This window comes from Mesorhizobium sp. ArgA1, assembly GCF_053714375.1.
Map to the genome: position 1 here is coordinate 289883 of NZ_JBSKBQ010000004.1, position 12849 is coordinate 302731.

General features: G+C 63.0%; 7 protein-coding genes. 4 read left to right on the forward strand and 3 right to left on the reverse strand.

Annotated features, from left to right (window positions below):
- Together ACWGTI_RS13515 and ACWGTI_RS13520 are read right to left on the reverse strand one after the other, a co-directional pair.
- Positions 1 to 861: a hypothetical protein gene (locus ACWGTI_RS13515; RefSeq protein WP_454587568.1), complete on the reverse strand. Its 861-nt coding sequence runs from the start codon at positions 859 to 861 to the stop codon at positions 1 to 3.
- A gap of 6 nt (positions 862 to 867) precedes the next feature.
- A complete protein-coding gene (locus ACWGTI_RS13520; protein WP_454587569.1) occupies positions 868 to 2460 on the reverse strand; it encodes an ABC transporter substrate-binding protein in 1593 nt (530 codons plus the stop codon).
- Between the two features lie 223 nt (positions 2461 to 2683).
- Between ACWGTI_RS13520 and ACWGTI_RS13525 the strand changes: the two genes are divergently transcribed.
- Both ACWGTI_RS13525 and ACWGTI_RS13530 read left to right on the forward strand, forming a co-directional pair.
- The gene (locus tag ACWGTI_RS13525; protein ID WP_454587570.1) at positions 2684 to 4918 is read left to right on the forward strand and encodes a hypothetical protein; all 2235 of its coding nucleotides are present in this window, start codon (positions 2684 to 2686) and stop codon (positions 4916 to 4918) included.
- Between the two features lie 10 nt (positions 4919 to 4928).
- Positions 4929 to 8789 carry a DUF7929 domain-containing protein gene (locus tag ACWGTI_RS13530; protein WP_454587571.1) on the forward strand — a complete coding sequence of 1287 codons (3861 nt, stop codon included), beginning with the start codon at positions 4929 to 4931 and terminating at the stop codon, positions 8787 to 8789.
- 101 nt (positions 8790 to 8890) lie between these two features.
- Here ACWGTI_RS13530 and ACWGTI_RS13535 read toward each other — a convergent pair whose 3' ends face one another.
- Positions 8891 to 9280: a dihydrofolate reductase family protein gene (locus tag ACWGTI_RS13535; protein ID WP_454587572.1), complete on the reverse strand. Its 390-nt coding sequence runs from the start codon at positions 9278 to 9280 to the stop codon at positions 8891 to 8893.
- A gap of 365 nt (positions 9281 to 9645) precedes the next feature.
- Here ACWGTI_RS13535 and ACWGTI_RS13540 point away from each other — a divergent pair, with 365 nt between their 5' ends.
- Together ACWGTI_RS13540 and rpe are read left to right on the forward strand one after the other, a co-directional pair.
- Positions 9646 to 11607: a hypothetical protein gene (locus ACWGTI_RS13540; RefSeq protein WP_454587573.1), complete on the forward strand. Its 1962-nt coding sequence runs from the start codon at positions 9646 to 9648 to the stop codon at positions 11605 to 11607.
- 141 nt (positions 11608 to 11748) lie between these two features.
- Entirely contained in the window at positions 11749 to 12426 is a 678-nt protein-coding gene (gene rpe / locus ACWGTI_RS13545) for a ribulose-phosphate 3-epimerase (RefSeq protein WP_454587574.1), read from the forward strand.
- Positions 12427 to 12849: the final 423 nt, after the last annotated feature.

Sequence of the window (12849 nt, forward strand, 5' to 3'; positions counted from 1 at the left end):
TCAGCCGCGGACAAAAGCAATCAGCGCCTCGGCCATGCGGTCGTTGAACTCTCGACGAAAGCGGTTTTTCTTCAGCCATTCCGGATTTGAGCCGACGGTCTTGTTGGCGTCGACAACAACGCCTTTGCCGTCGACGATGAAATAGTCGATGGCGCCGAAATTCAAATTGAGCCGCTGCCGTACCGCCAGCACCTCCGGCGGAACGGCGCCGCCGACCTCATTGCTCAGGATCTTTGAGCCGGCGCACAATACGTCGTCATAGACCTGTCGCATGTTGAGTTCGGCACCTAGCAGGAACATGTAGCGATGCTTGACGATCGGCAGATCGAGGGTTTCGAAGGCGAATTTTTCGACCATCAGCCGATCGTTGCGCCATACGTCCGGCGGAACCTCGCCGATTGTCTGATAGACGCGATAGGGCGGGCACAGACGTTCCTTGTAGCCGGGTTCGAAGAGCTTGCGGATGGCATGCGCGCTCCGGGTCAGGCTGTTGCGGTGTTGCCACCAGCGCTGCTCCGGCCGGCCCCTGGAGTTGAGGACGGTCTTGACGATAACCGGACCTTTGTGGCTGTCGCCGGCCTCGAGCTTCAGGGTCGAATAGAGGTACCTGTGGATGGACAGCGCACGGCCATTGATGCTGCGCTGGTAGCGTTGGCCGATCTCACGGTAGGGTGGCGGGACCACGGTCAGGTCGACATGCAGCAAAGCTGCCGGCGCCCTATCCTGGCGGGCCGGTCGGTCGAGCAGGCGGACTTTCAATCCGGCCTGCTCCACATAGGGCAGCAGCTGCGCGATGCTGTAGCCCCGCACCATGTGGAAATTGTGCAGGCTCTCCACATAGACATCGAGATCGGCCACCATGAGCCGCTATTCCCTGATATCGACGCCTGAGAAATCATGGTGATCAAACGGGTCCATGACATAGCCGGTCACCCGTTCGCGCATCGGCACCGAGACCACGGAGTGGGCGATGACGACCCATGGCATCTGCTCCCGGAAGATCGCCTGCGCCTGCGCATAGAGCTTGGCACGAGCAGCGGGACTGACGATCCCGGCCGCCTGCTTGAGGAGATCGTCGAAGGCCTGGAAACACCAGTTGGCGCGATTGGTGGTGCCGACGCCGGCGCAGCCGAGCGGCACCGACAGGAAATTGTCGGGGTCGCCATTGTCGCCGGTGAAGCCGAACAACATGGCGCCGTCGCGGTCTCGTGCCTTCGAGCGGGCAAGATATTCCGCCCACTCATAGGTGACGACATCCACGGTGACGCCGATCTTTGCCAGATCGGACTGGATCATTTCCGCCATGCGCTGAGCATTGGGATTGTATGGACGTTGCACCGGCATGGCCCAGACCTTCATGTGCAGGTCCTTGATGCCGGCATCCGCAAGCGCCTGCCTGGCGGCAGCCGGGTCAAAGACATGATCGGGGCTTGTCTTGTCATAGGCCCAGGAGGTCGGCGGCAGCGGATTGCGCGCGACTTCGCCGGTGCCGCGGAACACCACGTTGACCAAAGCCTGCGTGTCGATGGCCATGGCGATCGCCCTTCTTACCTTTGGATCGTCGAAGGGCTTCTGCAAGGTGTTGAAGGCGAGGTATCCGGTGTTGAGGCCTTCCTGTCGCAGGATCTTGATGCCGGGCGTCGCCTTGATCGCCTCTAGGTCGGCCGGATTTGGATAGGGCATCAGATCGCATTCGCCGGCACGTAGTCTTTCCATGCGAATGCTGGCATCGGCGGTAATGGCAAATACAAGGTCGTCGATCTTCGGCTTGCCGCGCCAGTAATCCGGGTTGGCCTTGTAGCGGATGACTGCATCCTGCTGGTAGTCGACAAGCTGGAACGGGCCCGTCCCGACCGGCTTCAGTGCCAGATCGAGCAGCCGCTTCTCGGCCACGAGCCTGTCGGCATATTCCTTGGAGACGACCGAAGCAAAATCCATCGCCAGATCTGCAAGCATCGGCGAATGCGGCGCTTTCAGCGTCATCATCACAGTGTAGTCGTCAAGCCTGCGCCAGCCAGCGACGAGGTTCTTCATGCCCAGCCCGTCGAAGTAGATGTACTGGCGGCTGGCATAGGTGTTGAATGGGTTCTGGGCGTTGGACTGACGATCGAAGGTGAACAGCACATCGTCGGCGTTGAAGTCGCGGCTCGGCGTAAAGCCCACGACGCTGTGGAACTTCACGCCATGCCGCAGGTGGAATGTGTAGGTGAGGCCGTCGTCGGAAATCTCCCAGCTCTCGGCCAGGCCGGGGCGCACCTTGGTGGTGCCGGGCTCGAACTCGACGATGCGGTTATAGAGAGCGGTGGCCGAGGCGTCGCGGGCGCCGGAGGCGAGCGCTGGATCGAACGTGTCCGGACTGACCTCGGTGCAATAGACCAAGGTCTTGGCCAGGGATTGATGCGCCGGCAACGCACATGGAAAAAACGCCGCCAGCAACAGAACGAAGTGCCTGCGTGTCATGATACCCCCCAGGGTTGGGATGACGCTAGCAGAAGCCGGGACCGACGGTAAGTAAGCGGCGGGTGTTTCGCGCCAAGCTGATTTCCATCCTGAGTTGCCTGACACAAAAAATAGTCGGCGCTTCTGTGAAATGGCGGACAGACCCAGCCGCCGTTTTGCATGAACCTTTCCGCTCCCGCCTGCGACTGACGACCAGGCGCCGCATGGTGCGGGGCCGGAAAGGATGCCCCCAATGACCAGGACCTTAGAGGCTCCACGGTCTCCGGGACCAACGCAAGCCCAGCGCGACCACCGCCTTCGGGACGGGGTCGATGCGCTGGGCTTTCGGCTGATTCCGTTGACCCTGCGCAGGAGCAGGCGTATCGTGCGGACGAGGAAAGCAGACAATTCGATCAGGGACGAACGTGCTGGAACGCCGCGCCTTGCCCTGATTCGCGCGGCCGAACCGGATGTTCCTCCCGAAAACTTCGGGGGGAGTTTTATGTCCTGCAATCGCGGCACGTCCAAGTCATCTCCAAGTGGCGGTTTGCGAAGTGGCGGTTTGCGCCGTTCGCTCCATCTGGCCGGCGGTTTGCTTGCCCTGGCGCTGAGCGCCACGCTCTGGCTGGGCACAGCTGCCCGAGCACAGGAAAGCCAGATCATCTATCCCGGCTCGATGGCCGTGACCGGATTTTCCGGCACAGTCATTCCCAATTTCGACGAAGGATTGCCGCCCGGAGTCGACCCGGTCGACGAAACCTTCATCGACACGACGCGCGCCACCCTGCGCGTTTTCGATGTTTCGGCGCTCGGCGGACCCGCATCGGGCCAGCTGGTCTACACGCCGCCGCCTTTCGAGGTGACGGCCGAGCAGATTGGCCAGGTGTTCGCCGTAACCTATGATGACGGCGTGCGCGACGGCGTCCCGTCCGGCATCCCCAACCTCTATGCCGGCGCCACCTCGCTGCACGGCATTAGCATCGTCACCCCTGACGAAGATTCCGACGGACGGCCCGAGCGGCAACGCCGCGGCGCGGCGGGCGCTGTCTTTATGGACGGCCAGTTCGGCACCGAGAACGGCGGCGGCCCCGGCACGATCTGGAAGATCGACGGCATCACCGGCGCCGTGTCCAAATTCGCCGACATCGACACCAACAGCGGTCCCGGCATCGGCGACGTCAGCTTCGACAGCAGTCACCGCCAGTTCTTCGCCAGCGACCTCGACACCGGCCTCATCCACCGCATCGACGCCAACGGCACGCTGATCGACACGTTCGACCACGGGGTTGCCGGGCGACCGGCGCATGGGCTTGCGCCCGTCGCTGACGACGGCGCGGTGATGGACATACAGGGTGCCGCCTTCGACTCGGAAGACCCCGACACATGGGGCTATACGCAGGACGAGCGCCGCGTCTGGTCCGTCGCCTATCATGGCGGCCGGCTCTATTATTCGGTCGGCGAGAAGGCCGAGATCTGGTCGGTGGGCATTGCCCGCGACGGCAGCTTCGCCGGCGATCCGCGCTGGGAACTGACGGTGAGGGCCGACAAGGATTACGCGGTCACCGACATCGCCTTCGACAACAAGGGCTTCATGTACCTGGCGCAGCGCGGCCCGGTGGAAAACCGCTACGATTACAGCCAGTTCGCCGATTCCGGCAAAGGCGAGGTCATCCGTTACTGGCGCGAGAACCCGGACGATCCGGCGACGGAATCGGAGTGGGTGGAAGAGCCGCAGGAATATGCGGTCGGCTTCCCGCAAGGCAACCGGCAGTCAGCCGGCGGGCTCGACCTGCAATATGGCTACGACGCCGACGGCAATCTCGACACCGGCGTGTGCACCGACACGCTGGTCAACACCGGCGACAAGCTGCGCGACAACCCCACGCTTGCCGACCAGCTCGCCGCCGGCGGGCCGCTTGCCGTGCATGGCGTTCAGATCACGCCGACGCCGCTGGTCAAGCCGGCAAACGTACCGCCTTTCGGCTCGTGGTTCGTCGACTTCGACGGCTATTTCGAAGACCCCGAAGTGGAAGGCCATGTCGGCGACGTCGAGGTCTGGCACCCCTGCGAAGGCCGTGCCGGCTATTATGAAGAGATCCCCGGCGGTTATCTGCCGCCCTTCTATCCGCCGGACTTCCCACCGCCCGGCGACCTGCCTCCGTGCATCGATGTCGAGGATGTGCAGTTCTACTGCACGCCTCGCGGCCTCCAGGCCGACCTCTATCTCCATGACCATGCCGGCTTCGGCGGCGATTCGATCAAGGCCCAGTCCAGGACGCCAGGCGTCGGGGTGACATCACCCCAGTCGCATGCCCCCGGCAAGCCTTACACGGTCGACATCACTGGCCATTCTCCGGGCGACAGAGTCGATGTTGGACTTTGCTTCTACAGGCAGTCCGACAAGGACAAGGGTGGCTACTACCCTTGCTGCAAGATGACCTTGCCGCTCAGAACCCCAGCCGTCAGCTGCGAACGTTGAGGAGGGGAAGATGAAAAATCTCACGCTTTCCCCGACCGCAACGCGCAGTCAATCCACCGGCAAGCAGCCAACAGTCATGGAGACCATCATGAAACCCCTGTCATACGCCAGGCGCGGCGCGCGCTGGCTGATGGCGGCCGGTATCGCGGTCGCCATGTCCACCCCTGTGGCAAGTCACGCCGAAGACGCCGTCCCGATCACCCCGGAACTGCGGCTCGACCTAGACAACTCGAAAATCGTCACCCCGAGGCCGGAACGGGTCGTGCCGTTCTTCACCAAGAAAGGCACCCAGCGGAGTTGCGACTACGTCGTCTACTCCCTGAGCTTCGGCCTGCACGGCGATGCGCAAAGCTTTGCCGACCCGGGCATGATTGCTCTGTTGAAGAAGCTCAAGATCGAGTTCAAGGATCAGCTTCCGCACGGTCTGTCGATCGTCAGCGCGCATGTGTCGGGCGACGGCACGGACGCTGCGGGCGGCCCGCTGCCCGGCGTTTCGATCAGCACTTCGGCCGATCCGAACGATACGGCAACCGTGTCCGATTTCCGGCTCTCTGCCGCCGATCTCGACGGTGCGGGCGCTGCCAACGAACGCGTCATCAACTTCCAGATCACCGCCAAGATCGACCATGCGGCGTTTCCCTCGCCGACAGTCATCGATAATCAGGGCCTGATCAAGGTGACAAACGGAGCCGGCACCGGAACCATCATCCCGTCGCAGGATCCGGGCAAGCCAGACGATGGCGACTACAAGACCGGGGCCAAGACCTCGATCAAGATCGACCTCACCAACTGTGACAAGCGGCCTCCGCCTCCCGATCGGGAATGCTTCAAGGTGGAGCGCGGCACGGTCGATTGCGTGCCAGGCGGCGGCGCCTTCATCTATCACATGCCTGTCGGCCCGGAGATGGGCGGCAAGTGGGTGCAGGTGTCGACGACCGCCCCCGGTATCACCATCATCCCCGACACCCAGCTGGTGCCGGCGGGCGGCGGTGTGCTCAACTGGAAGATCATCGGCGCATCGCCCGGCGACGTCATCCACCTCATCGTCACCGGCATCGAGACCTATGCCGGTCCGAAGGAGGGTTGGGGGCTGTGCTGCACGCAAACCATCGACATCGTCATCCCGCGTGACCTGAGATGTCCGCCCAAGGACAAGGAGCCGGACCTCAAGGTCGAGAAACGGGCCGATGTAACGCGGTGCACGATGGGCGGCGGCTGCGACTTCACCATCAAGGTTACCAATGTCGGCGACGGGCCGTATCACGGCAAGATCGTGCTCGACGAGGTGACGCTGCCGGCCGGCTCGACGCTGGATTCAGGGCCCAATCCGCCCTGGGTCTGCGTACCCGGCGTGACCCCGATGACCTGCACCTATCCGGTGACCACGCTCAACCCGGGCGCCTCCGTCGACCTCAAGCTCGGCTTCAAGCCGGCCGGAGGCTGGCAAGGCAGCGCGCTGCGCAACTGCGCCACCTACAATTACGGCGCCAGCGGCAAACCGCTGTTCGGCAGCCAGCAGAACGACCGGGGCTGCGCCTCGATCCCGATCTGCCGGCGTGGTGATCGCGACCGCGATTGCCGGCCGCCGGTCGACAAGAAAGTCGACCTGATCCTGAAGAAGCGTGCCCGCATCCCGGTCTGCACGGCCGACGGCATCTGCTACTTCGTGATCGACATCATCAACAATGGCAGCGTTCCTTATAACGGGCCGCTGACGGTCATCGACAATTACCCGGGCGGCGCGCCGGCCTCTTCGACCTTCGGCCCGTCTCCGCCCTGGACATGCGGACCGAACGGTCCCGGCCAATTCCGCTGCGACAATGCCGGCATCGTGCTGATGCCGGGCGCCTCGACGCCGATCGTCGTCAAGGCGGTGATGCCGGCCGGCTACCAGTCGGACTCGGTGGAAAACTGTGCGGCGCTGAAACCTGTCCCCGGCGAGGCCGACCTCACCAACAACAAGGCCTGCGCCAAGGAACGCTTCCGGCATCCCAATGGCGGCAAGCCAACCTTGCGCATAACCAAGGTATGCAACGGCTCGCTCGCCGGTGCAGCGGTGGTTTCCTGCCGCATCACCGTCATCAGCCTCGGCACAGCTGCCCCCACCGGTCCGGTGCGGGTCAACGATGCCGCCACGCTGATCTCGGGCGGCGCGCCGGTGCAGATCCAGACCGTCACGCCCGACGGCGCGGAATGGGCTTGTGGCGCGGTTCCGGCCAATGCGCTGTCGTGCCAGATTCCCGGCGCCGTGATGACGCCCGGGACCTCCAGGCACTTCGACGTGACGGTCTCGGCCAATGGCGCATTCGAGAACTGCGCACGCGGCTCGTACGGCCCGGCTCCGGGAGACGACGTCGTCTACCCGATCGGCCAGGCCTGCGCCAAGGGCGGCGGCACGTCCACCATCAGCGTCAAGAAGACCGGCGATGCCGAGTGCCAGCCGGGACAGCCCTGCTCGTTCGAGATCACCATCACCAATGACGGCCAGACCCCATTCTCGGGTCCGGTCCGCATCGGCGATGCGATCGGCGTGGACGGGCTCGGCCGGCTGGAAGGTGTCGAGATCACCTCGATCGAACCGCCCTTCGGCTGCTCGCCGGAGCCGACGACGCTGCCTGCATCCTGCATTGCCAATTTGACGCTCGGCGCCGGGGAAAGCCACGCGCACACTGTCACGGTGGTCATTCCCGACGACGGCCGCCTGGCCAATCTGCAGGGTGACGTTAACGGCCAGAACTGCGTCGGCGTGCTCTCTCCCGACACCAGGGTGCAGGGCGGCGGTGATGTGCTGCCCGGCGATCTGACCAACATCCAGGGCGATCGCGGCAGGGCCTATGCGTGCCATCCCTTCACCATCAAGCGCGAGGTGAAGAAAGAGTGCTCGCCGGGCTTCGTCATGAACGACGCCGGCCGGTGCGTGTGTCCGGAAGGCACGACGTTCCGCAACGGCCAGTGCTCGCCTGATGGCGGCGTCATCATCGAGCCAAAGCCAAAGCCTTGTGTGCTGCTCAAGGGTCAGATCCGCACCGAGGATGGACGCTGTGTCTGCCCGCGCGGCACCGAGCTTGAGAATGGCGCTTGCGTCAGGATCGACAAGCCTGGCTGCACCATTCCCGGCTCGGTCCCGACGTCGGACGGCAATGGCTGCTACTGCCCGGACGGCACGCATCTCGACCGACAGGCAAATGCCTGCGTGCGCGACAAGCAGAAGCCCGAGCAGTGCACCATCCGCGGCCAGGTCCACGATGCTGACGGCGACTGTGTCTGCCCGCGTGGCACCGAGGTGCGCAATGGAGCCTGCCGGCCGATCCGGCCGAAGCCTGAACAGTGCTCGATCCGTGGTCAGGTTCATGACGCCGCCGGCGATTGTGTCTGCCCGCGTGGCACCGAGGTGCGCAATGGAGCCTGCCGGCCGGTCCGGCCGGAGCCCGAGCAGTGCACCATCCGCGGCCAGGTTCATGATGCCAATGGCAATTGCGTCTGCCCGCGGGGTACCGAGGTGCGGGACGGTGCCTGCCGGCAGAAGAAGCCGGACGTCGAGCAGTGCACCATACGCGGCCAGGTGCACAACAAGCGCGGCGACTGCGTCTGCCCGCGCGGCACTCAGGTGATCGACGGCGCATGCCGCAAGCCGCAAGCGGAATGCGCGCCGGGCTCGGTGATGATCAACGGCCAGTGCCAACCGATCAGGCGGCGCTGCCCGGTAGGCACGATTGGACGGTATCCGAACTGCCGGGCCATCCGGCAACAGCCGGGGCTGGATCCGACCTTGTTGCTCAATCCGGGTGTGCTTCAGCAGTTCATACCGCAGCGCACGCCGCAGACGCAGGTACAGCCGCAAAGGGATCCGGCGTCAAACTTCAAGCCGTAGGATTTGGATACGAGCCAAAATCGGAACCCGCCGGAGCGATCCGGCGGGTTTTTCTTTCAGGCGGCAGTGTTGTCGACCCTCGCACTGTTCCAGGCCGAATCTCAGCTGGCGGGCGCGTAGCGCACCAACGTCACGCCCTGGGCAAGGCTTTGCGTGCCGAGCGGCTGCAAGGCCAGCGACAGGCCGGACTGGAAGTACGGCTTGCCGCCGCCGAGAACGACCGGCTGCATGTAGAGCCGGTATTCGTCGATCAGGCCCGCTTGCGCGAATTGCGCGGCAAGATCGGCGCCGCTGACGGAGATTTCGCCCTCCGTCTGGGATTTGAGCTGGTTTGCAACGGCTTCGACATCGCTGCCCGCCAACCGGGCATTGGGTCCGACGTCGCGAAGCGTCGTCGAAAACACGACCTTCGGGGTCTCTCGCCAGGCGCGGGCAAAATCCCGCTCGACCTCTTCCCCGGTCTCGCGCTCCGGACTGTCCCAGAAGCGCATCGCCTCGTATATCCGGCGTCCGCAGAGAGCGATCGCGGTCCGCCATCTCTTCGTTGAAATGCCGGTGCAATTCTTCCTCGGGCACCGGCAAGCCGATGTCGCCGGACGGTCCTTCAATGTAGCCGTCCAGCGAGGTCAGCATGGAATAGACGATCCTGGCCATCGCTTCGCTCCGTTCTGTCTCCACCGAGTGAAACACAACTGATTGCAAACGGCAATCGGTTGTCCATAGACGAGCATAGTCACGGGCAGGCCACTGCCGAAGCGATCCCATGACCGGGGTCACAATATATTCCGCTTGCTGGTGAACCTTGATGCCGCCCGCGATGACCAACTCCTGAGGGAACACTTTCAGGAGAGAGACAATGTCTTCAGCAAGATATGTTTTCCGCAACACGGCAACCACTGTTGCCCTGATTGCAACCGCACTCGCCACCGCGCCGGCCCTTGCCGATCAAGCGAACATCAAGTCGATGTCGTTCGACACGGAAAGCGCCAATACGACAATCCATGTCGGCTCAAGCGACAAGCAGAAATGGGACACGCTGAAAAGCGGCAATGTCCAGTTCTGGGGCCATATGAAGATCGACACGCGCTGGCCAGGCTACGTTCAGGATGTTGGTGTCGCACTCGGTGTCTGTGGACCCGGCCAATGCGGCCCGTTTCCGCCGATCTGGAGCGCAGCGCCGGTCAGCCGTGACTACGACCATCAGGAAAATTTCGCCTTTGATCCGTCCAATATACCCCTGTCATCGGACACCGGCATTGCCGTCGTGCCCTATGGCGACCAGATCATCGCCAGGTGCAACCAGCACCTGCAGGCTGACGGTCCGACGAAATCCTATTCGTTCAGCCACACGTTCCACGCCAGCTTCACGGCGCTCACCGACAAGGCACTCGACATGGGCAATGCCGTCGCCGAAACCCAGCAGGGCAGCTGGCCCTATCCGCTTTTCGACTCGAACTACGCCGCACACGGCACATTCCAGGTGCAGGTGGTTTGCGACCCGGTGATCAAGCCCAATGTCCAGGACATCACCGCCGATTTCGGCAAGTTCGAGGTCGAGAACGTCAAGCTGTTCCTGACCACCTACCAGTCGAACCAACCGGGTTCGACTCCTGGCACGGTCTGTCCCTCGCTGAAGGTTACCAGCCGGGCGCAGGCCAACCAGGCCGGACCGGTCTCGATGCGCATCTGGCGACAGAAGGACGGTGGGCCGATCACCTCCGAGTTCAAGCAAGCGTGGGCATCGTACGACGCGAGCAAGAATGGCTATTTCGCCAGCTATGAGAAATGGGAGAACGTCGGCGCCACGGCCTATTTCCAGTACAAGACCGAGATTGTCGGCGACGGGCCGTTCGAACCCTTCGACGGCTGGAAGGACATCTCTGTGCATTGTACCGGCGCCGGTGGCGATGGTTTCACCGACGCACCACAGGGCAACCCCGATAACCCGCCGGCGCACTCGGACTGGCATGGCGAGGTCACCGTTTCCGACAGCGCCGGCTCCAGGAAGCTCTGCCCGCGCAAAGGCCAGGTGGCGTTCGAGGTCGAACGCGACGCACCGGGCGCATTCCACTATCGCATCGGTTGCTCGAACGGCGCCTTCTTCACCGGCACGGCGGTCGCCTTCAATCAGGGCGGGGCCTTCAAGGCGAGCGCCGCCCATGACCTCAACATTACGAGGACGCGCTCCATTCAGTGCACGCTGCAGGAAATCAAGCAGGGCGGTGCGATCGCGACTGTCGACAAGGACAGCGAGGATTTCACTTGCATCAAACGCAATGTCGATACCGATGCCGACGACCTCACCGTCGACACGCGCCCTGATCTCGGAAAGGCACCGGAACGTCCCCCGGTCGTCGTCGATCCTGGCCGCCATTGCTTTCCCAGTCAGAGTCTGATCCGTGGCAAGTGCGTGGACAAGCCGCTTGTCGCCGCGTGCCGAAGCACCGAAAGGCTGGTCAACGGGAGATGCATTGGTGTCAGCATCCACTGCCTGCCGGGATACCATCAGGTCGGCCTGAAATGCGTTCGCAACCAGATAATCGCCGAGCGGTGCAAGCCCAACGAGCGGCGGATCGACGGTGTGTGCGTCGGCAAGCCTCCAGTCATCATCGACTGCAAGCGCGGTTACCATCTGGTCGGCAAGGCCTGCGTAAAGGACGCGATTATCACCACTGGCTGCCGGACAACCGAAAAGCTGGTGCGTGGACATTGCGTGCCGAAGCCGCCCGTCAAGACGTTCAATTTGCAGAGATTGAAGCAAGGCAACGGCAAGCTGTTTGCGCCGGGATTGGCCAAACCGCGGCGTCACGTGAACTGAAATTTGACGCTACAGACCTTGGAGAGGCGGCCCACTGCCGCCTCTCTGCATTATGTGGATCAGCCATTCACACCGGATTCCTGTCGACAAGCAGCGCCGAGGCGATTAGGGCGGAAGCAAGCTCAAGAACGGGAAGCGGACATGGCTGGAAAAACCCTGATCGCGCCATCGGTGCTGGCGTCGGATTTCTCGAAGCTCGGCGACGAGGTCGAAGCCGTGGCCGCAGCCGGCGCCGACTGGATCCATCTCGATGTCATGGACGGGCATTTCGTGCCGAACATCACCTTCGGCCCGCCGGTGATCAAGGCCATCCGCAACCGCACCAAGGCTTTCTTCGACTGCCATCTGATGATTGCGCCGGCCGATCCCTATCTGGCCGCCTTTGCCGATGCCGGCTGCGACGGCATGACCGTGCATGCCGAGGCCGGACCGCATCTCGACCGTTCGTTGCAGACCATCAAGGGTCTCGGCAAGAAGGCTGGCGTGTCGCTCAATCCGGCGACCCCGGAAAGTTCGATCGAATATGTGCTCGACCGGCTCGACCTGATCCTGATCATGACCGTCAATCCGGGCTTTGGCGGCCAGGCCTTCATCCCGGCCATGGTCGACAAGGTCAAGCGGGTCAAGGCGCTGATTGGCAGCCGGCCGATCCGCATCGAGATTGACGGCGGCGTCTCGCCGGAGACAGCGCCCTTGGTGACATCAGCCGGCGCCGATGTGCTGGTGGCGGGCGCCGCCGTCTTCAAGGGCGGCAGCGTCGAAGCCTACCGGGCCAATATAGAAGCCATCCGAAACGCGGCCGACCGGGCCGCCGGCTAACGTCGGTTTTCAGGAAGAATCCCGACAGCTCTGACCTCTTGGCTTGATCTTTCAGCCGGCGAGATGTCCCGGAAAACGGTCAACTGGCGGCAGTCGGTGGGACGTCGTCGCGGCGAGCGAAGCGATCGCGGGGCCAGTTGGCAATCTGACGTGCGTTAAGAAAAAATTACCCGTGCTCGTGATCTCAAAACCATGTCGCGAAGACGCGAGTCGCGCCGTAGGACAAAGTTTCTTCGCAACAACAAGTTTTTCACGATATTCGTTACTTCCCGAAAGCAAGATGGGCAGAACCTTCCTCTTAAAGTCGAATATCGGGATCTTTCGCTTGAGGCATGGATGCCTTGCGAGGTACAGTAGATTCGTAGGGGAATCGTTTGCTTCGCGAACGGGCTGGCGGAGCATGGGAGAGCGATAGGAGTCATA